The sequence below is a fragment of the Sphingomonas sp. C3-2 genome (assembly GCF_033025475.1).
Taxonomy (GTDB): Bacteria; Pseudomonadota; Alphaproteobacteria; order Sphingomonadales; family Sphingomonadaceae; genus Sphingobium_A.
The window spans coordinates 1,437,485-1,456,870 of sequence record NZ_CP130322.1; the positions used below are offsets into that span (position 1 = coordinate 1,437,485).

Genomic DNA, 19,386 nt, shown 5'->3' on the forward strand with positions numbered 1-19,386 from the left:
TCCGTAGCGTTTTCGTAGCGCGAGCCGAGCATGGATCGGTTTGCACTCAGCCATTATGGCTCCATATGCACAGCGCATATGGAGCCTTTTTTGTGCCTGAAAGGTGCGGGAATTTTGCAACACCTCGGAACATTCCGTATTAAAATCGTCAAAATGTCCGGACATATTTGTTAGATTTGTCTGGACAAATTTAAGGCCTCTGCGATGCTGCGCGTCGCATTATCGGATATTTTCCGGAGGGGCTTTACATGCAGATTTTGGGTATCTCGGGACGTAAATTCACGCTGGCGCTGTCGGCAGCGACCATCGCGCTGACCAGCCAGGCAGCACTGGCGCAGTCGGCCGACGACGGCGAAGCCGATTCGATCGTCGTCACCGCGCGCAAGCGCGAAGAAACCGTCCTCGACATCCCCATCGCCGTCAGCGCGTTCAACAACGCCTCGCTGCAGGACAAGATGGCGAACACCGTCACCGATATCGCCAACTTCACCCCGGGCTTCCAGATTCAGGAATCGTTCGGTCGCGACGGTGACCGCCCCGTGATGCGCGGCGCATCGAACATCCTGTTCAGCGACGGCAAGGTTGGCATCTTCCTCGACGGTGCGCCCTATCTCGGCGACTTCTCGTCACTCGACCTCGCGAACATCGACCGCATCGAAGTCATCAAGGGCCCGCAGTCGGCGGTGTTCGGGCGCGGCACGCTTTCGGGTGCGGTCAACGTGGTGCTGAAGCGCCCGGGCGGCGAGCTTGAAGGCAAGGTGCAGGGCACGATCGGCAGCTACAACCGCCGCGAGATCGCCGGTTCGCTTTCCGGCCCGATCATCGACGGCATCGGCTTCCAGATCGGCGCGAAATATTTCGACGTCGACGGCCAGTTCAAGAACAGCGCCATTCCCGGCGAACGCTTGGGCGACCAGCAGACCAAGCAGTACACCGCAGGCCTGTTCTTCGATCCTATTGCCGACGTCAGCGCCTCGATCCGCTGGCTCCACCAGGAAGACGATGACGGCCATTTCGCCATCGCGCTCCAGCCGGCGTCGCAGAACAACTGCTTCCTCGACACCCGCACCTATTATTGCGGCAAGGTTTCCGCGCCCACCAGCTTCGGCGTCAACACCGATCGCCTCAAGCGCCCCGGCCTCTATCGCAATGCCGACCGCTTCATCGGCGATATCTCGTGGAACATCGCGGGTTCCGGCTATGAGGCGTCATTCCAGGCCGGTTATAGCGACATGACCGAAGTGCTCGGCGTCGATCAGACCTATGACGACCGCTTCTACGCCTTTCTGCCCCCCGCGCTGTGCGGCACCGGCTTTTATGCGCTTCCCAATCAGGATTGCCGCTATTCGAGCTTCGAGACGACCAATGGCGAACGCCGCAAGACGCAGACCTACGAATTCCGTCTGAATTCGCCGAGTGAAGACCGCTTCCGCTGGCGCGTGGGTGTGTTCTTCAGCCACGACAAGCAGACGCCGATGACCGAATATCTCGAACTGAGCGAAGTCGGCCCCGAAGCACTGCTCGACGCACGGCTCGTCAAGAACCGCGCCTATTTCGGCGGCATCGATTTCGATGTGACCGACACGATCACGATCGGTGCCGAACTGCGCCACCAGATCGACAAGGTCCGCGCAACCACCCCCACCTACCGCGTGGGCGATGTGTTCGACGCCGATTATCTCGCCAGCATCCCGTTCGCCAACCCGAACCAGATCGTCGGCACCGCAGCCGAGCGCAACGCCACCTTCAAGGCGACGTTGCCGCGCATCACGGTCAACTGGAAGCCCGAGAACAACCTGTCCTTCTACGCGCAGTTCTCGCAGGGCAACTCGCCGGGTGGCTTCAACAAGGCCAATGCACCGGTGTCGATCTTCGACGAAGAAGAACTGACCAACTATGAAATCGGGATGAAGACGTCGAAATTCGGCTTCGACTATCTGAACGTCTCGGCCTTCTGGCAGGATTACAAGAACCAGGTCCTCACCAACACCTATGTCGCCAACAACACGGTCGACAGCTACAGCGTCAATATCGGCCGCACCCGCATCCGCGGTGTCGAGCTGGACGGCCAGCTGCCGCTCGTCGGCAAGATCCTGAAGCTGCAGTTCAACTACACCTTCCTAGACGCTGAATTCCGTCGTGGCATCGAACCCGAAAAGGCCGTTCAGGAACTGGGCCGCGCATGCAAGACCGGCAGCGCCGTCAATCTCGACCTGCCCGGTTGCCGCGACGCCGCGTCGATCGCAGGCAACCGTCCGCCGCTCGTCTCGAAGCACACCGGTTCGCTCGGCCTGCGCTTCAACCACGAGTTCGGCCGCAACTGGACCTTCTTCTCGGGTGCGGACGTGATCTATCGCAGCAGCTATTTCGCGCAGGTACTGAACCTCGCCGAAAGCGGCAGCTCGACCAAGCTCAACCTGCAGGCGGGTATCCACGACGACAACGGCCTGCGCATCGCGGTCTATGGCAAGAATGTGCTCGGCGACGAAACGCCGGTCGGCATCCTCCGCTATCTCGATGTGCCCGCACCGCGTGCGCCCTCGGGCGACTATGCCCGCGCCTTCGGCATCACACCCGCGCGCAAGCCGGAATTCGGCCTGACGGTCAGCAAGTCGTTCTGAACGCGCTGACACGACATTGAAGGGGGGATGGATCGCACGGCCTGCCATGCGTTCCGTCCCCCTTTCTTTTTCCAATCCAGAACAGGAAATCTGAAATGCCCGCCTATTTGGTCGTCACCGCCACCGTTTCGGACCGCGAGAAATTCCTTGCCGGCTATGCGCCCCGCGCGGCCGAGCTGCTCGAGCAATTCGGCGGCAAATACCGCATGCGCGCGCCGGGCGCCGAGGCGCTCGAAGGCAGCTTCGGCGATGGCGGCTCGGTCGTGATCTCTGAATGGGAAAGCAAGGCGGCCGCGCTCGCCTTCTGGAACTCGCCCGAATATACCGAAGCCCGCACATTGCGGGAGGGTATTTGCGAATGCCAGGTGATCCTGATCGAGGCGCCCGATATCACGGCCTGATCGGCTTTTCCCCTATCCCTTGTCCCCCACACAAAAAGGAAATCCCCATGTCGAAACTCTACGCCATCATCACCACGGACAAGCCCGGTGCCACGGCAACCCGCATGGAAAAGCTGAAGGAGCATCTCGGCCATGTCGAAGCCGGGCTCGACCGTCTCGCCATCGCCGGCCCGCTGCGCGATGAAGACGGCAATTTCACCGGCTCGCTGCTCGTCGTGAAGGCCGAAAGCGAAGCCGAGGCGCGCGCGCTTCTGGAAAATGACCCCTATTACAAGGCCGATATCTGGTCCGACATCCAGATCCGCGCGTTCAACGCAGCGGCCGGCGACTGGGTCGGCGGCAAGACCTGGTAAGGGTCCTTCTGAACACTTCCTCGGGCGGTGCCGGTTCAGGCGCCGGCATCGCCCCCTCCGACCATGAATTTCCACCGGCTTTGGCCGGGCCGTGGCAAAGCGGCGGTCAACGCCCCTGCCCCCGATTGACCCCACCCACCTTTCACCGTCCTAGCATTCCACTGCATCTGGTGGAGTCGCATGAAGCAAGGCCAACGTGATCATTCCTGGGACGCGATGCGCGCGTTCCTCATGATATTGGGCATCCCCTATCATATCGCGCTTTCCTATCGGCCGGGCCAGGACTGGATCGTCCGCTCGGGCGAAGGGCTGCCGATCTTCACCTATCTTGCCGAATTCATCCACCTGTTCCGGATGCCCGCCTTCTTCGTGATCGCGGGCTATTTTGCGGCCTTACTGCTTGCCCGGCGCGACCCCGTGGCGTGGCTTCAGGGGCGCGTGCAGCGGCTGGTGCCCCCGGCGTTGGCCTGCCTCATCTTGCTCGTGCCGCTGATGAACCTTGTCTGCGAGCTCTCCAACCTTGCGCTACCCGAGGCGCTTTCGTCCTGGGCGCATAATTCGGCGGTGTCGGGCGGCTATTGGGTCCGCCACCTCTGGTTCATCGTCGTGCTTCTCTATTGCAGCGCGGCGCTTGCGCTCGTCGCCTGGTGGCGCCCCGCGCTCCGCACCGCCATGCTGCGGCCCACCACCGACCGCTGGCTTGCGCGCTATCATGTCGCCGTGCTGTTCGGCGTCGCGCTGTTGCTGGGTGCGTGGGAGGCCGGCGCGGTCGAGATGTTCTACATCGCCGGGCTGGCGACCAACCTCCCCCAGCAGATTCTGCGCATCGACGAACTGATCGCCTATGCCCCCTATTTCCTGCTGGGCGTCTTCCTCGCGCGTGCGCCGCAGCTGATGGCGGCGTTCAGCCGTTTTTCGCCGGAGATCACCGTTATCGGCATCGCAACCGCTGCCGGAAGCCTAGCGCTGCTCGATGCGCTGTCGCCCTCGCTCGGCCGCTTTCTCGCGACCTTTGCGGCGCTCACCCTCACCCAGATGCTGATCGTGGTGGCGCGGCGCTATCTCTCGAAGCCAATCCCGCTCGTCCAGCGGCTCGTGGCCGCATCCTTCGTCATCTATCTGGTCCACATGCCCGTGGTCGTGCTGCTGGTCTGGCTGGGCCATTATCTGGCGCTGCCCGTTGCCATCAAGGCAATCGCCATCACCGGGCTGACGCTGCTCTTGTCCTACGGGATATGGCAGCACCTATCGCGCCTGTCGGTCGCCCCGCTGCTCGGCGCTTTGGCGCCCCCGCGCAACGGTTCGCTACGTCTGCAACCGGCCTGAACAAAGGCCTCGCGGACATGACGGCCGATGCCGCCATGCCCGCGCCTGTGCTTATTTGCCGATTTCGAGCAGTTCGATCAGTTCGCCCGCGACGCCGCGCACGGTGGCGGCACGACGGCCACCATAAACCGCGCCCGCGCGTGCGACCGGCGGCGCGATGAAGGCGACATCGAGCGCGTCGAGATCATCCACCGCAAGCGTGATCATCGCATTGCCCGGCGGCAGCATGTGCGCGTCGCCCTGACGCACCGTCGCCCCGGCCGGATAGTCGTCGACCTCGACGATCGGCAGGCGATCCTTCTGCACCATGGTGATCGTTGTGCGATAATCGCTGTCCAGCCCAAAGGCGTTGTTGATCATCGAATAAGCGAGCGTGTAGCTCGACGAGATATCGAGCTTCAGCGCCTCGGCAAACCATTTCAGGCTCGCTTCGCGATCGGGCGTCGCAAGGATCACGATGAAGATGTGATCGGTCAGCGACCGCGCCTTGGGCAGGTCCGAGGTCGGCGTATTGTCCGCCACCTCGTTGAGATAGATCATCTCACGGCCCCGCCCCGTCACCTGCATGGGGATGAAATAGGGCAAGCCTTCAAGCGCCTTGGGCGGACCGACAATGTCGAAGCCGGTGCCCGCCAGCCGATTAGGCCAGCCGAACACGTCCTGCACCGTCAGCTCATACGCCGCCCAGCCATAGGTGCGCGTCGGCTTGAAATCGGCGGGCAGCGGCGCCTCGACCAGCCGGAGGAAACAAGGCACCCCGCTCATGGGCTGCAGCGTCGCAAAGCGCGCGCCCGCGCTTTTGGGGCACCCCCAGCTTGCCGCCAGTTCGCCGTCGAGCACGCCCTGTTCGACCAGCTTCAGGCCAAGACAGCCCTGATAGTCCGCCAGCGCGCCGTCCAGATCGGGGGTCGAGATAACGCCACCGGCAATCCGCCCATGCGTCAGATATTCGCTCACACATCCACTCCCGGAAAAAGTTCGGGCCGCATCCCCTGGGGGTGCGGCCCGTTTGAAAGGTTCAGCGAAAAACCGCCTTGCGCTTTTCGAGGAAGGCCGAGACGCCCTCCTTGAAATCGGGCCCCGTAAAGGCGGCCCCGAACAGCGCTGCGGTTTCCGCATTATCATCGGCCTGCCCGTCGAGGATGCGCCGGACGATCTTCTTCGTCTGGCGCACGCTGTGCGACGATGCCGAGGCGATCGTCTGCGCCAGCGCCTCGGCGGCGGCCAGCGGGTCCGCGTCGAGAATCTCGACCAGTCCGATGCGCTGCGCTTCGTCGGCGGGCAGCAACTGCGCGGTGAACAGGATGCGCTTGGCCTGTGCGGGGCCCACCAGATCCACCAGCAGCTTGGTATCGTGCAGCGAATAGACGAGGCCGAGCTTGGCCGGCGTGATGCCGAAGCGTGCGCGCGGGCTCGCCACGCGCATGTCGCACGCGATCGAAAGGCCGCAGCCGCCGCCAACACAGTCGCCGTCGATGGCGGCGATCACCGGCTTTTCAGCGCGCGTCAGTTCGATCTGCGCGCGGCTGATCGCCTGCTGGTTGCGTTCGCGCCATTCGGGGTCGAGCGCGCCTGCCCCGAATTCGGCGATATCGGCGCCGGCGCAGAACACGCCCGGGGTTGCCGATTGCAGGATCACCACCTTCACCGCGTCATCGGCCATCGCCTCGTCCAGCAGGACGGGCAGCGCTTCCCACATCGCCTGGGTGAAGGCGTTGCGCTTTTCCGCCCGGTCGATGAGCAGACGGGCGATCGCGCCCTGCTTTTCGAGGCGCAGGCTCATGCCGGGTTCACCGTGGCCAGATGCTCCGCAATCTCGCGGCGCGTGGTGATCCACACATCCTGCCTGGCGGTCACGTGGCGGAAGAATTCCTCCAGCGCCCAGATGCGGCCGGGACGGCCGATGATGCGCAGGTGCAGGCCGAGCGACATCATCTTCGGGTTACCGGCTTCGCCCTCGCGGTACAGCTGATCGAAGCAGTTCTTGGCATATTCCAGCCACTGCGTCGGCGTCATCGCGGGGTCGGTCCACATCTTCATGTCGTTCGAATCGAGCTGATAGGGCACAATCGCGATCGGCTGGCCGGGCACCGTGTCCTTGTCCCAGAACGGAACGTCACCCGAATAATCGTCCATATGATAGGTGAAGCCCTCCTCGATCAGGAGGCGGCGGGTGTTGTCGGTGTGGAAATAGCGGCTGAGCCAGCCATAGGGGCGCACGCCGGTCGTCTTTTCGATCGACTGGACGGCCTTTCGGATGAACGCGCGCTCCTGCTCCTCGTTCATCTTGAACTGGTGCACCCAACGATAGCCATGGCTCACCGGCTCATGGCCCAGCGCGGCGATCGCCTGCCCGATTTCGGGATGGTTTTCGAGGCTGAGCGCGGCCACCGTCCAGCTCGCCTTGATGCCGTACTGCTTGAGCAGACGCACGATGCGCGGCGCACCGGCCTTGATGCCGTAGAGATAGTTGGATTCGTTGCCGTAGTTGCGGATCGGCGACTTGATATGGATGCCGAGTTCATCGACCGGCTCCATGCCGCGATCACCCCGCGCCACGGTCATTTCCGAGCCTTCCTCGACATTGACGACAACCGACAGCGCAAGCTTTGCGTTATTCGGCCAGTCGATCCGTTCTTCAATCATCAATGCATCTCCTCACCGCCCGAGACGTTGAGCGCCTCGCCGGTCACGTAAACTGCGTCGTCCGAGGCCAGCCAGGCACAGGCGGCGGCGGTATCGCTGCCAAGCCCGGGGCGGCCCATCGGGTTCTTGCGCTTCATATTCTCGACGTACGCCTCGACCGTGTCGAAACCGAGCAGCTTCGAGAAATATTCGTTCTGGCGTGCACCAAGGCCGGTGGTCACATGGTTGGGGCACACCGCGTTGACGGTGATGCCATATTGGCCCAGCTCGATCGCGTTCGACCGCGTAAGGCCCACCATGCCGTGCTTGGAGCTGGTATAGGGCGCCATGTGCGGGAAGCCCGACTTGGCGGCCTGGCTGGCGATGTTGATGATGCGTCCGCCCTTGCCCGCGGCGATCATCGCCTTGGCGGCCGCCTTGGTGCCGTAGAACGCGCCCGACAGGTTGACCCCGATCACGGCTTCCCATTCGCTACCCGTCGTCTCAAGCAACGGCTTCATGATATAGCCGATACCCGCATTGTTCACCCAGATATCGAGCGAACCGAAGGTCTCGACGGTCCTGGCGACAAGCGCCTCGCAGCTTTCTTCCGACCGCACATCGCAGGGGATCACCGCAACCTTGGCACCGCGCTGGCGCAGTTCCTCGGCCACCGCTTCCATCTCGTCGGTCGTGCCGATGTCGCTTGCGCCCATATGCTCGGCGGGTTTGCCAAGGTCGGAAACGACGCAGTTCGCGCCCTCATCGGCAAAGCGCTGCAGGATCGCCTGACCAAGCCCCTTGTCGCGGCCCGATCCGGTGACGACGATGGTCTTGCCCTCGAAACGCCGCATCACAGCGTCTCCGTCAGGATGAACTGCGGATTGTCGGCGAACTGCTGGAATTCGGCGGCAACCTTCTGGACGGCTTCGCTCGACGCATCGACGCCAAAGGCTTCGATGTCGGTGATGTCGATCACCTCGAAATAGGCATAGGGCGAGGCCGCGTCGCTGCCGAGCACGCCGGTGGCGCGGTGCACCTGGAAATCCTTTACCGAGCCAAGCGCGTTGACGCCCGGAATGTCGGTGGTGCGCGCCCAGTTTTCATAGGCTGCGGCGTCGACGCCGGGCTTCAGGTTGAAAAGAACGATGATCCGCATCGAAAACTCTCCTTGGAAATTCAAATCAGGGGGGACGGCACGAAACCCGCCAGCCCGGCATCAAGCTGCCGTGCCAGCGCGATCAGCGCCGCTTCGCTGCCCTCGGGGCCAACCAGCTGGATGGCCACGGGCATGTTATTGTCATCAAGCCCCGCCGGAATGCTGATCGCCGGGAGACCCGCGATATTGGCAAAGGCGGTGAAGGCCGACTGGGTCACCGGCGGGCGGGCGCTGTGCGGGAAGGCCGCCTGCGGCGCGGTCGGCATCAAAAGGACGCCGTCCTCGCCCACCGCCGAACGCACCGCCGCGCGGGTGCGCGCGATGATCGCCTCGGCCTTTTCGACATCCTCGGGCGAGCGCCCAGCGGCATAATCGAGCATGAAGCGCAGTTCGTTCGAAAGCTGGTCCGCCTTTTCGCTGCGCACGGCGCCGAGATGGCCGATCAGTTCGCGCGCCGCGACGACGAACCCGGCAAAGCGTACGCCCACCGCATTGTCCTCAAGCGACAGTGCCGCGCGCGGCAGATCGCCGATCTGGCCAAGCGCGCGTTCATAGGCGGCGAGAACCGCCGGCTCGCAGCCCAGATCGTCGAAACTGTCGAGCAGCACCAGACGGCCGAACGAAACAACGCCCGCCCCGCCATCGGCAAGCACTGCAAGCAGCGCCTCCAGATCGCCAAGCGACCGCGCGATGGGGCCGATGCTGTCGAGCCATTCGCTCAGCGGAACGAGCCCCGCATCCGAAATTGCGCCGTGCGTCGGCTTGATGCCGTAGACGCCGTTATAGGCCGACGGGATACGCACCGACCCCAGCGTGTCGGTGCCAAGCGACGCAACGCACAGCCCGGCGGATACCGCCGCCCCGCTGCCGCCCGACGACCCACCGGGGGTGCACCCCGTGCCGTGCGGGTTGATCGTCTGGCCGAACCACGGATTGTCCGTCGTCGCGCCCAGTGCGGCTTCGTGCATGTTGAGCGTACCGAGGATGATCGCGCCTGCCGCGCGCAGCCGGGCGACGGCTTCGGCATCGGCGTCGGCGACGATGCCGCGCCGGGCTTCCATCCCGGCATTCCATTCAAGCCCCTTAACCGCGATGTTCGATTTCACCGCGACGGGCACGCCTTCGAGCGCGCGGGCGCGGCCTTCGGCAAGGCGCACGCCGCTTTCCAGCGCCGCCGCCATCGCCCCGTCCCGGTCAAGCCCGACATAGGACCGGATCACCGGATCATATTGGTCGATCCGCGCAAGATAATGCGCAACGACCTCGGCGGGCGATGTCTCGCCCGCCGCATAGGCCGCACGCAGCCCGGCAATGTCGAGCTGGTGCAGGGCGATCACAGCTTGCGCTCGTCGATCAGGCGGATCGGCTTCTGGCGCACGTCGATCTGGGTGGCCGGTGCGGTTTCGCCCGCGCCCACCAGTGCGATCGACACCTCGACGCCAAGCCCCTGGCGCAGCATGCCTGCAAGCTGCGCCTCATCGGTGCCGCCGCGGCTTTCCAGCGTCACGCACATATCGTCGCGGCCGGCGGCGTCACGGCGCAGATAGCAGACGAACTCGCCCGTCAGGTCGGGGCGGTTTTCAATCAGCGCGCCGATAGCGTGCGGGAAGACGTTGATGCCGCGCAGCTTGACCATATTGTCGCTGCGGCCCTTGAAGCCGGCGATCCGCTTGAACACCATGCCGGTCTGGTTGGCGCCGGTCAGTTCGTGCGTGATGTCGTGCGTGTTGAAGCGGATGCAGGGCGCAATATCGTCCTTGAACAAGCAGGTGACGACCATGTCGCCGGTTTCGCCCGCGCCCACCTGCGCACCGGTGTCGACGTCGAGCAGTTCGAGATATTGCGCGTCTTCCCAGACATAAAGACCGTCGCGCTCGGGGCCTTCGCCCGCGATCGAGCCAGTGTCGCCCACGCCGTACCAGTCATAGGCCTTCGCGCCGCCCCATGCCTGTTCGACACTGGCGCGGTCTTCGGTGCCAAGGTGGCCGCAGATCATCTTGATGTTGATCTTGTCCAGCAGGCCTTCCGCCTTCGCGACTTCGGCGAGCTTGCGGATATAGTCGATGAAGCCCACCAGCACCGAAACGTTGAAATCGGCCATCAGCGAGACCTGGTTGACCGAGCGGGTTTCGATGCCCGTCCCCGCCGACAGGAAGATCGAGTTGGTGAAGTGCGTCACCGCTTCGCGGATATAATGGCCGCCATTGATCATGCCGTGGCCATAGACCGACTGCACCACATCCTGCGGCGACAGGCCCTGCCAGCGATACATGCGGCCGACGAGCAGATTGGTGATCTCGCGCCCCTTGGGGCCAAAGAGCAGCGCCTGCGGACGCCCGGTGGTACCCGAGGTGGTGTGGAAGATCGTCGGCGGACGATCCGCACCGCCCAGCCCGGCGAAATCGCCATAAGGCGGGAATTCGGCGATCGAGGCCATCAGGTCGGTCTTGTCGTAGACGGGCAGCTTGGTGATATCGTCAAGGCTGCGGATATCGCCGGCCTCGATGCCCTGCGCGCCCCAGAGGCGCTGGTAGAAGGGCACTTCCCAACCACGCTTCATCAGCTTCAGGAACCGCTCATTCTGCATCGCGTGCAATTCGTCACGGCTCATCGTCGTGTAGCGAGCGGTGAAAGCGTCGCCTACCGGATAATCCTCCAGCATCTGCTTGGCGTCGAACGTTTCATGATAGGTCGGGAAAGTCATGCTGGCTCCGGACGAGTGAAATAGGAAAGCGGGTCGGCAAAAAGCCGGGGATCGGTGATGTTGGCGGCGAGTTCGCGTGCGAGGCCGCGCTTGGTTGCCGTCTGCGCGGCGCTCATCGCCGCATCGGGATGGCCAAGGGTATGCGGGATCACGCGCTCGACGCGGGTGCCGTCATTCAGCGTGACGACAAGCCGCTGCGGCGACAGCGCATTGGGGTCCTGATTGCCGTCGAGCGTGATCGACAGCTTGCGCGCAAGCGTGCCGATGGCGGGATCGGCAAAGGTATCGGCGGTAAAGCGGCGCGGATCGATGCGGCCATCGATCAGTTGCAGCGCGACGAGCAATTGCAGGCACAGCCGCGCATAAGCGGGCGTCATCGCCGCCTGCATCGGGCGGCCGACAAGCCGCTGGATAAGCGGCGGCACGAACGCCTCGATCGTGGCGACATTGCCCGCGCTGACCGCGCCTTCGCGCATCAGCGTATCGAGCGTCGCGATCACGGCGTGGCTGGCACGGCCCGAGGGGAAGGGCTTGATGCTGACTTCGGCAATCCGCCACACATCCCCCAGATGATCGGTATAGCCGGCAATATTGCCGTCATCGATCAGCTTGAAATAGCCGAACGGGCCTTCGAGCACATCGTGCGGGCCGGTGAGCCCCGCCTTGACGAGATCGACCGCAGCGATCGCCGCGCGCGCGGCCCCCGCTATCTGAAGCGGCAGCGCGATCGACCCCTCGACATGCGCCTGCATCGTGCCCGCCACCTGCGAATAGGCAAGGCCGAGCACATCCTCGGAATTCTCGACACCGTCGATCCGGGCGACGGCAAGCGCCGAACCGATGCACCCTGCGGTGGCCGGACGGAAGAAGCGCAGCGCGCTGCTGGCGGCAATGCCCAGCCCGCTCGCCACGTCGACACCCACCGCAAGCGCGGCCAGCGCCTCGTCGGGGTCGCATCCGCCGCGCCGGTCGATCGCGGCGGCAACCGATGCGGTGACCGTTGAAAGCGCATGGACTACGGCGGGTTCGTGCACCGCATCCCATTCGAGACAATGGATCTGGAAGGCGTTGACGAACGCCGCCCCAGCAGCCGGCAGGCGCACATCGCGCGCGATGATACGCGCATCCTGCCCGGCGCCCCAGCCTTGTGCCGCGGCGAACACGCCGTCCGCCCCCGGCGCGGTCGACCCGGCGGCCCCTACCGCCAGCGTATCGCCGAGCAGATGGATCGCGGCGTCGCGCACGGCATCCGGCAGCCTGTGCTCGGCGCGGGCAAATTCGATCAGCCTCTTGGTCGCGCTCACAGCCATTCCCCCAGAATATCGGTGATTGCGGAAACCCGGTCGCCCTCGAGTACCGCCTGTATCGCGGCTTCGGCGCGGCTCGGATCGATCCCGCCCCAGGCCATCAGCGCCTGCGCCTTTTCAATGATGCCCGCATCCGCAAGCGGGCGTTCGGGATCGCCCAGCGCATCGCGCAGCATCACCCGCCCGGTCGCGCTTTCGATGCGAGCGCCGAAATGCGCCGGATAATCCGCAGTGATCGCCAGATCCTCGGCCACGGTCACCAGCGCGCGCAGCGGCGCCAATTCGGCGATCGCCTCGGGTTCGAAATCGGTGAGCACGGGAACGCCGCGCGCCATGACGATCGCTACCGCGTGCTGAATCGAGAATTTGGCGTCGATCACGCTTTGCGGGTTGGGCCGATCGCAGAACACCATCGCATCGCGGTAGCTGGACAGTGTGACCGGGCCTTCAAGCGCGCCTTGCGCCTTCAGTTCAAGCGCGGCGTCAATGGCGGGGTGCGCGTGGCGGCAGGCGCCCCATGGCTTGAAGCTGACTTCATCGATCCGCCAATGATCCGGCAGTTCGAGCGGCCTGGGTTCGGCGCAGCTTGCGGTGAGCAGGCCCTGCGGCCCTTCCAGAATAAAGCGCGGCCCGGTGATCCCGTGCGCGGCATTGCGCGCGGCGGCAACACCCGTCGTCAGGCAATGCGCCAGATGCCATTGCTTCGCCATCACCGGTTCGTGGCGCATCTGCCACAGCCCGCCCGTGACCGATCCCGCCAGCCCCAGCGCCGAAACCGTCTGGGCGCTGTCAAGGTCGAGCCGGCTGGCCGCCGCCGCTGCAGCGCCGAAGGTGCCGGCGGTCGCGGTGTTGTGCCAATAAGCATAATGGCGCGCGTCCAACATCGATCCGATGGCGATCATCGCCTCATAGCCGCGCACCGCCGCGTCCAATGCGCCGTCCAGATCATCGTCGCCAAGGCTTAGCGCCGCCGGCCACACCACCGGGCCGGGGTGCAAAATTGCCGTCCGATGGACATCATCCATCTCGAGAACATTGCCGAGCCAGGCGGTGCGTTCAAAGATGTTTCCGTCAGTGCGCGCCCCCTGTATCTGCGCCAGCGCGGAGCCGCGCGCGCCGGCAACACACGCTAGCCAGTCGAGAAGATGAAATCGCGCTTTTGTCCGTACAATTTTCTGGACAGGCCGTTGTAAATGCTGTGCAAGCCGTTCGGTGACGCTATGGTTCGATGAGTTCACCGGGAGAACTCCGGGATCATGTATTTTGGATGAGGAGCGCAAATTTGTCGGCCGACGTTGAAAAGGTTTCCGGACGTGGCTCCAGAAAACCGCGTTATCAGGAACTTGCCGAAGATCTGCGCGCAGGAATATTGCGGGGCGACTTTCCCGATCCCGCCCAGTTCCCTACCGAAAGCGTGCTGTGCGCGCGTTACGGGGTGAGCCGCTTCACCGTCCGCGAGGCGCTGCGCGCGCTGCAGACCGAAGGGCTTATCCAGCGCAAGCGCGGCTCGGGCACGGTCATTCAGCCCGCGTCCGCACGCGGCGGCGCGCTGCACCAGCCGCTGTCCAACGTCGGTGAAATTCTGCAATATGCGCGCGACACCCAATATCTGTTCACCGAACAGGGGGTCGTTCCGCTGCCCAAGAAGCTGGCCGTCCATATCGGCGTTCCGGCGGGCGGGCGCTGGTATCATTTCCGCGGCCTGCGGACGCGCACCGGCGCCGCCGAGCCGATCGCGCTGACCGACGCCTATATCCATCAGGATCTCGAAGCCGCCGCGCGGGAAATCCGCCCGAACGAGTCGACGATCTTCCAGCAGCTCGAGCGCCTTTCCGGCGTCAAGGTCGTCAGCGTCACGCAGGACATTCAGGCGGTTCCCGCGAGCGGACCGATCGCCGCAGAGCTGGGCATTCCGCGCCGCAGCCCCTGCCTCCGGATCCTGCGCTGCTACCTCGACGCGCAGGGCCGTATCATCGAGATTTCGGCCAGCCACCATCCCGGTGACCGCTTCGCCTACGCGATGCACATCGAAGTCGAAAAATAACCGATCAGCCATCGGCGCCGAGCTCCGGCGCCGATGCCGGCACCCAGGCCGGATCGCTGGCAAAACGGATGGGCGGGGCGATATGATGCGCGCCGTCCACCGCCACCACCAGCCCGCGTTCGGCGGCATGCGGCTGGGTGAACGCTTCTTGGAAATCGAACACGGGCGCAAAGGCCACGTCCCGGTCCGCGAACCACTCCACCCATTCGGCGCGCGTAGACGTGCGGAAGGTTTCGCGCAGATAGGCGATGAGCGGCGCTTGCGCCGGGCCCGGCTCCTCGCTGCCCAGCGGGATAAGGTCGGGGCGGCCAAGCGCGGTCAACAGATTTTCGACGAATTTGAGTTCACGACCGCCCAGCACGATGTGCCGGCCATCGGCGGTCTCATAGACATTGTAAAAGGCGGCCCCACCCAGCGAACGCTGAGTGGTTGAGCGCGGCGGCTCTCCGCCGCCGACCGCGCCGCCCGCGATATGCGCGCACCAGGGCAGCAGCGAATCGAACATCGCGACATCGATATAGTCGCCCCGCCCTGATTGCGCGCGACCGAGGAGCGCCATCAGCACGGCCGAAAGACCCGTGAGCCCCGCCGCCATGTCGGCCGAGGGCGCGCCGGGGACAACCGGCATGCCGTCAGGCCCGTCATTGACCGAGAGGAAACCGGCCATCGCCTGCACCGCCATGTCGTGCGCTGCGTGATGCGCCAGTTCCCCCGTCTGCCCAAAGGCCGAGATCGAGCAATAGACGATGCGCGGATTGCGCGCCGCCACTGCATCATAGCCAAAGCCAAGGCGCTTCACGACGCCGGGACGAAAGCCTTCGATGAAGACATCCGCCTCGTCGATCAGCGCCCATAGCGCCTCGCGGCCCGCATCGCTCTTGAGATCGAGCGCGACGCTTTTCTTGCCACGATTGAGATTACGGAACCAGACTGACTGGCCGGCCTCGAACGGCGCCTGGGTGCGTGCGGGTTCCCCGGCCAGCGGTTCCACCTTCACCACCTCGGCACCGTGATCCGCCATCATCACCGAGAGCATCGGCCCCGGCAAAAATTGCGACAGATCGACGACCTTGATCCCAGTCAGCTTACCCATGACTCAAACGATGCCCTTGTCCTTGAATGCCGCGATCTCCGCCGCGTCGTAACCCGCCTCTGCGAGGACGGTTTCGGTGTCGTTGCCCAGCAGCGGCCCTGCCCGATTGGGCAGGCGCTGGCCGTCGATCTTGATCGGGTTGGCCAGCACGCGCATCTCTGCGCGGTCGGGATGCACGACGCTGTCGACCATGCCCGTCGTCCGCAGATACGGATTGTCGAGCGCCTGATCGAGCGAGAACACCGGGGCAACCGGCATATGGCCGCCCAGCGCCTCGATCCAATAAGCCGTCGGCTTGGTCGCAAACACCGCGTCGAGGATGGCGACAAGCGCGTCGCGGTTCTTGGTCCGATCCGCGGGCTTCAGGAAGCGCGGATCCTGCGCCAGTTCGGGACGGCCGATCTTTTCGGTCAGCACGGTCCAGAATTTGGGGATTTGCGCCATGATGAACACCGAACCATCCGCGGTCGGGAACATCTGGCTCGGGGTTACCGAGGGATGCGCCGAACGCACGGTGCGCGCGGTGATGTCGCCGGCGTTCAGATACCACATGGCCGGATAGCTGGTCTGGTGGATCGCGGTCGACAGCAGGTCGACATCGACATCGCGTCCCTGGCCGCTGCGCTGCGCATCGACAAGGGCGGCGAGCAGGCCGATCGCCATCATCGTGCCGGTCATGAAGTCGACGATCGACAGGCCGAAGCGCGTCGGCGGTGCCGACGGATCGCCGGTCATCGCCATGAAGCCGGCTTCCGCCTGCATCAGATAGTCATAGCCAGGCCAGCGTGCGCGCTCATTGTCGCGGCCATAGGCCGACAGATGCGCGCAGACGAGCGCGGGGTTGGCGTCCTTCAGATGCGCATAGGTCAGGCCGATCTTGCCCGGCAGGTCGCCGCGCAGATTGTTGACCACCGCGTGCGACGAGGCGGCGAGCCGGTGCAGGATCGCCTTGCCCTCTGGCGTGTTCAGATCAAGCGTCAGCGAGCGCTTGTTGAGATTGAAGCTCTGGAAGAACAGGCTTTCATTTTCACGCAGAAAGTGCGGCCCGACCGCCCGGGCGCTGTCTCCAGCGCCCGGTTGTTCGATCTTGATGACCTCTGCCCCCAGCTGGCCGAGGAACATGGTGCCGTACGGACCCGCACCATATTGCTCGGCCGAAAGGATGCGATAGCCTGCAAGGGGAAGCGCGCCCGTCACACCGGGTTCCTCTTCAGCCACTGCTTGGCGATGATCATGCGCTGCATCTCGTTGGTGCCTTCGCCGATGCACATCAGCAGGGCATCACGATAGAAGCGCTCGATCTCATATTCCTTGGAATAGCTGTAGCCGCCGAAGATGCGCATCGCCTCTTCGGAATTGCGGACCGCCGCTTCCGAGGCAAAGAACTTCGCCATGCCCGCTTCCATGTCGCAGCGTTCGCCGCGGTCATAGGCCTGGGCCGCATTCGCGACGAGCAGCTGCGCCGCCTTGGCGCGCGTCACCATCTCCCCCAGCTTGAGCTGGATCGCCTGGTGCTGCGCGATAGGCTTGCCCATCGTCTTGCGGATCTGGGCATATTCGGTCGCCAGACGCAGCGAACCTTCGGCCAGGCCGACGCCGCGTGCCGCGACGTTGATGCGGCCAAGCTCAAGTCCGCCGGTCGCCTGGAAAAAGCCCTCGCCCTCGACGCCGCCGATCAGGTTGTCGGCCGGGATGCGGTAATTGTCGAACACCAGCTCGGCGCTGTCGATCGCCTTATAGCCGAGCTTGTCGAACTTCTTCGAAACCGTGAAGCCTTCGGCCTTGGGGGCGATGAAGATGCTCATGCCCTTATAGCGCGGCTCGGCCTTAGGATCGGTCTTCACCAGGAGCGCAAAGCAGCTGCCCTGCACGCCGTTGGTGATCCAGGTCTTGGTGCCGTTGATCACATAGTGATCGCCGTCGCGCACCGCAGTGGTACGGATACCCTGAAGATCGGTGCCGGCATCGGGTTCGGTCAGCGCCAGGCCGCCGCGGATCTCGCCGCTGGCGAACTTGGGCAGCCATTGCTGCTTCTGCGCCTCGGTGCCGAAGCGTTCGACCGCCGCCGCCATGATCAGGTGCGAATTGACGATCCCCGTGATCGCCATCCAGTAGGACGAGATCTTGGTGATGATCTTGGCATAGGTCTTGGCCGGCAGGCCGAGACCGCCATATGCCTGATCGATCGTCGCACCGAACAGGCCCATTTCCTGCATTTGGCCGACAAGCTTTTCGGGCCAGATGTCGTTATGGTCGTGGTGCATGATGACGGGGCGCACTTCGCGTTCCAGCCACCGGTCGATCGCGTCGAGAAAGGCTTCTTCCTCGACCGGATCGATATGACGTTCCACATGTTGGGACATTGTTGGCTTTTCCTCAGTCGTCGACGGGGCCGCAGCCGCGCTTCCACACGAGCACGGTGCGCTTGTAATGGCTCACGATCGTGCCATCCTGATTCTTGCCGACGGTCTTGAACGTCACGATGCCCTGATCGGGTCGGCTCTTGCTCTCGCGCTTTTCGAGCACTTCGCTCTCGCTATACAGCGTGTCGCCGACGAACAGCGGATGGGTCATCCGCACTTCGTCCCAACCCAGATTGGCGATCGCCTTGCCGCTGGTGTCCGACACGCTCATCCCGGTCATCAGCGCAATGGTCAGCGGGCTGACCACGAGCGGCTTGCCGAACTCGGTCTTCTTCGAGAATTCATAATCGAAATGCGCCGGATGGGTGTTCATCGTCAGCAGCGTGAACCACACATTATCGGCATCGGTGATCGTGCGACCGGGGCGGTGCTCATAGATGTGCCCCACCACGAAATCCTCGAAATAACGCCCCTGCACCTCGCGGAAACGTCCGGGGGCGACCTCGACCACACCGTCACGCATCGTTGTTGCTCCGCATTGCCAAAATCCTTTGATATCGCCGCATGATCGGTGCTTCGAGCATGCGGCCGTTGAAACGCACCGCGGCGCCACCGGCCGCGGCAAAAGCCTTTTCCGCCGCTTCCGCCTCGGCAATTTCCGCGGGCGTGGGGCGCAAAACCGAATTGATGACATCCACCTGCGACGGGTGGATCGCCGCCTTGGCCGAGAAGCCGAGCGCCTTTGCAGCGCGCGTTTCCGTCTCGAGGCCAGCAGCGTCATCGAGAATGATGTAGGGCACGTCGATCGCCGGGATCGACGCACCGGCACAGGCCTGGATGAAGGCGCCGCGCGCATAGGCCAGCGGCTCCCAGGCCAGCGCGACGCCGAGTTCGGCGGCAAAGTCGCCGCCGCCGAACATCATGGCGACCACGCCGGGTTCGGCGGCGATCGCATGGCCCGCAGTCAACCCCTTCACGGTTTCGATCAGAGGCACGATGCCGGGGCAGCGCGCGCCGAGCACCGAACGGATGATGCCGATTTCGGCCGGGCTTTCGACCTTGGGAACGAACAGCAGCGCCGGCAGGCGCGGCGCATCGGCCAGCGCGATGAGATCTTCCAGCCCGGCGCGCGTCGTCATGCCGTTGATGCGCAGGACCAGTCGGGCATCCCCCTCGGCGATTGCCGCGATCGATGCGGCGCGCGCCTCTGCCTTGCCGGCCTCGGGAACCGAATCCTCAAGGTCGACGCACACCACATCGGCGTCGCAGGCAAGCGCCCTTGCAAAGCGTTCGGGCTTGCTTCCCGGCACGAAAAGCATGGTTGAAAGGCCAGCCGCAGCGTTCAATCGATCCTCCTTGAACTGAGGGTCACAGAATTTGTCCGGACAAA

At 64.2% G+C, this 19,386-nt stretch carries 19 protein-coding genes; 5 read left to right on the plus strand and 14 right to left on the minus strand.

From position 1 onward, the window contains the following. The first annotated feature begins 248 nt into the window (after positions 1–248). The 4 genes from QYC26_RS07000 (at position 249) to QYC26_RS07015 (ending at position 4,701) form a co-directional block, all read left to right on the plus strand. Positions 249–2,621: a TonB-dependent receptor gene (locus tag QYC26_RS07000; protein ID WP_317514673.1), complete on the plus strand. Its 2,373-nt coding sequence runs from the start codon at positions 249–251 to the stop codon at positions 2,619–2,621. A gap of 95 nt (positions 2,622–2,716) precedes the next feature. Further along, on the plus strand, positions 2,717–3,022 hold the full coding sequence (locus tag QYC26_RS07005; RefSeq protein WP_317514674.1) for a DUF1330 domain-containing protein: 306 nt from the start codon (positions 2,717–2,719) through the stop codon (positions 3,020–3,022). A 47-nt stretch (positions 3,023–3,069) separates the two neighbouring features. Next, positions 3,070–3,375 carry a YciI family protein gene (locus QYC26_RS07010; RefSeq protein ID WP_317514676.1) on the plus strand — a complete coding sequence of 102 codons (306 nt, stop codon included), beginning with the start codon at positions 3,070–3,072 and terminating at the stop codon, positions 3,373–3,375. A 180-nt stretch (positions 3,376–3,555) separates the two neighbouring features. Beyond that, positions 3,556–4,701 (plus strand): acyltransferase family protein, encoded by a 1,146-nt coding sequence (locus QYC26_RS07015; protein ID WP_317514677.1) that lies wholly within the window; start codon positions 3,556–3,558, stop codon positions 4,699–4,701. A gap of 51 nt (positions 4,702–4,752) precedes the next feature. Here QYC26_RS07015 and QYC26_RS07020 read toward each other — a convergent pair whose 3' ends face one another. The 9 genes from QYC26_RS07020 to QYC26_RS07060 form a co-directional block, all read right to left on the minus strand. Next, a complete protein-coding gene (locus tag QYC26_RS07020) occupies positions 4,753–5,658 on the minus strand; it encodes a hypothetical protein (RefSeq protein WP_317514678.1) in 906 nt (301 codons plus the stop codon). Positions 5,659–5,719: 61 nt separating this feature from the next. Then, on the minus strand, positions 5,720–6,484 hold the full coding sequence (locus QYC26_RS07025) for an enoyl-CoA hydratase/isomerase family protein (protein WP_317514679.1): 765 nt from the start codon (positions 6,482–6,484) through the stop codon (positions 5,720–5,722). After that, positions 6,481–7,347 (minus strand): polysaccharide deacetylase family protein, encoded by an 867-nt coding sequence (locus tag QYC26_RS07030; protein ID WP_317514680.1) that lies wholly within the window; start codon positions 7,345–7,347, stop codon positions 6,481–6,483. Before QYC26_RS07030 ends, QYC26_RS07025 begins: the two co-directional genes overlap by 4 nt. After that, a complete protein-coding gene (locus QYC26_RS07035) occupies positions 7,347–8,180 on the minus strand; it encodes an SDR family NAD(P)-dependent oxidoreductase (protein WP_317514681.1) in 834 nt (277 codons plus the stop codon). The genes QYC26_RS07030 and QYC26_RS07035 overlap by 1 nt, the downstream gene beginning before the upstream one ends. Next, complete coding sequence (locus QYC26_RS07040; RefSeq protein WP_317514682.1) at positions 8,180–8,485, minus strand: REDY-like protein HapK; 306 nt, start codon at positions 8,483–8,485, stop codon at positions 8,180–8,182. The genes QYC26_RS07035 and QYC26_RS07040 overlap by 1 nt, the downstream gene beginning before the upstream one ends. Before the next feature lie 20 nt (positions 8,486–8,505). Then, entirely contained in the window at positions 8,506–9,822 is a 1,317-nt protein-coding gene (locus tag QYC26_RS07045) for an amidase (protein WP_317514683.1), read from the minus strand. Next, on the minus strand, positions 9,819–11,189 hold the full coding sequence (locus QYC26_RS07050; protein WP_317514684.1) for a phenylacetate--CoA ligase family protein: 1,371 nt from the start codon (positions 11,187–11,189) through the stop codon (positions 9,819–9,821). Before QYC26_RS07050 ends, QYC26_RS07045 begins: the two co-directional genes overlap by 4 nt. Continuing rightward, a complete protein-coding gene (locus QYC26_RS07055) occupies positions 11,186–12,493 on the minus strand; it encodes an MmgE/PrpD family protein (protein ID WP_317514685.1) in 1,308 nt (435 codons plus the stop codon). The genes QYC26_RS07050 and QYC26_RS07055 overlap by 4 nt, the downstream gene beginning before the upstream one ends. Continuing rightward, positions 12,490–13,521, minus strand: a complete 1,032-nt coding sequence (locus tag QYC26_RS07060; protein ID WP_411197634.1) for an MmgE/PrpD family protein — start codon at positions 13,519–13,521, stop codon at positions 12,490–12,492. Before QYC26_RS07060 ends, QYC26_RS07055 begins: the two co-directional genes overlap by 4 nt. Before the next feature lie 257 nt (positions 13,522–13,778). Here QYC26_RS07060 and QYC26_RS07065 point away from each other — a divergent pair, with 257 nt between their 5' ends. Beyond that, a complete protein-coding gene (locus QYC26_RS07065) occupies positions 13,779–14,540 on the plus strand; it encodes a GntR family transcriptional regulator (RefSeq protein ID WP_317514687.1) in 762 nt (253 codons plus the stop codon). Positions 14,541–14,544: 4 nt separating this feature from the next. Here the strand turns inward: QYC26_RS07065 and QYC26_RS07070 are convergent, their stop codons facing one another. Genes QYC26_RS07070 through QYC26_RS07090 form a run of 5 tightly spaced genes read right to left on the minus strand, consistent with a single transcriptional unit; the run spans position 14,545 to position 19,342 of the window. After that, positions 14,545–15,633 (minus strand): CoA transferase, encoded by a 1,089-nt coding sequence (locus tag QYC26_RS07070; RefSeq protein WP_317514688.1) that lies wholly within the window; start codon positions 15,631–15,633, stop codon positions 14,545–14,547. A gap of 3 nt (positions 15,634–15,636) precedes the next feature. Further along, complete coding sequence (locus QYC26_RS07075; protein WP_317514689.1) at positions 15,637–16,830, minus strand: CoA transferase; 1,194 nt, start codon at positions 16,828–16,830, stop codon at positions 15,637–15,639. After that, positions 16,827–17,996: an acyl-CoA dehydrogenase family protein gene (locus tag QYC26_RS07080; RefSeq protein WP_317514690.1), complete on the minus strand. Its 1,170-nt coding sequence runs from the start codon at positions 17,994–17,996 to the stop codon at positions 16,827–16,829. Before QYC26_RS07080 ends, QYC26_RS07075 begins: the two co-directional genes overlap by 4 nt. A 13-nt stretch (positions 17,997–18,009) precedes the next feature. After that, positions 18,010–18,519 (minus strand): MaoC family dehydratase, encoded by a 510-nt coding sequence (locus QYC26_RS07085; RefSeq protein ID WP_317514691.1) that lies wholly within the window; start codon positions 18,517–18,519, stop codon positions 18,010–18,012. After that, a complete protein-coding gene (locus tag QYC26_RS07090) occupies positions 18,512–19,342 on the minus strand; it encodes a CoA ester lyase (RefSeq protein ID WP_317514692.1) in 831 nt (276 codons plus the stop codon). The genes QYC26_RS07085 and QYC26_RS07090 overlap by 8 nt, the downstream gene beginning before the upstream one ends. Positions 19,343–19,386 lie beyond the last annotated feature (44 nt).

What these genes read in the sequence shown, in the direction of transcription:
- QYC26_RS07040 (WP_317514682.1), bottom strand. Translation starts at nt 8,485, where the DNA reads ATGCGGATCATCGTTCTTTTCAACCTGAAGCCCGGCGTCGACGCCGCA.
- QYC26_RS07085 (WP_317514691.1), bottom strand. Translation starts at nt 18,519, where the DNA reads ATGCGTGACGGTGTGGTCGAGGTCGCCCCCGGACGTTTCCGCGAGGTG.
- QYC26_RS07060 (WP_411197634.1), bottom strand. Translation starts at nt 13,521, where the DNA reads ATGGATGATGTCCATCGGACGGCAATTTTGCACCCCGGCCCGGTGGTG.
- QYC26_RS07080 (WP_317514690.1), bottom strand. Translation starts at nt 17,996, where the DNA reads ATGTCCCAACATGTGGAACGTCATATCGATCCGGTCGAGGAAGAAGCC.
- QYC26_RS07015 (WP_317514677.1), top strand. Translation starts at nt 3,556, where the DNA reads ATGAAGCAAGGCCAACGTGATCATTCCTGGGACGCGATGCGCGCGTTC.
- QYC26_RS07000 (WP_317514673.1), top strand. Translation starts at nt 249, where the DNA reads ATGCAGATTTTGGGTATCTCGGGACGTAAATTCACGCTGGCGCTGTCG.
- QYC26_RS07025 (WP_317514679.1), bottom strand. Translation starts at nt 6,484, where the DNA reads ATGAGCCTGCGCCTCGAAAAGCAGGGCGCGATCGCCCGTCTGCTCATC.
- QYC26_RS07010 (WP_317514676.1), top strand. Translation starts at nt 3,070, where the DNA reads ATGTCGAAACTCTACGCCATCATCACCACGGACAAGCCCGGTGCCACG.
- QYC26_RS07005 (WP_317514674.1), top strand. Translation starts at nt 2,717, where the DNA reads ATGCCCGCCTATTTGGTCGTCACCGCCACCGTTTCGGACCGCGAGAAA.
- QYC26_RS07050 (WP_317514684.1), bottom strand. Translation starts at nt 11,189, where the DNA reads ATGACTTTCCCGACCTATCATGAAACGTTCGACGCCAAGCAGATGCTG.
- QYC26_RS07030 (WP_317514680.1), bottom strand. Translation starts at nt 7,347, where the DNA reads ATGATTGAAGAACGGATCGACTGGCCGAATAACGCAAAGCTTGCGCTG.
- QYC26_RS07035 (WP_317514681.1), bottom strand. Translation starts at nt 8,180, where the DNA reads ATGCGGCGTTTCGAGGGCAAGACCATCGTCGTCACCGGATCGGGCCGC.
- QYC26_RS07070 (WP_317514688.1), bottom strand. Translation starts at nt 15,633, where the DNA reads ATGGGTAAGCTGACTGGGATCAAGGTCGTCGATCTGTCGCAATTTTTG.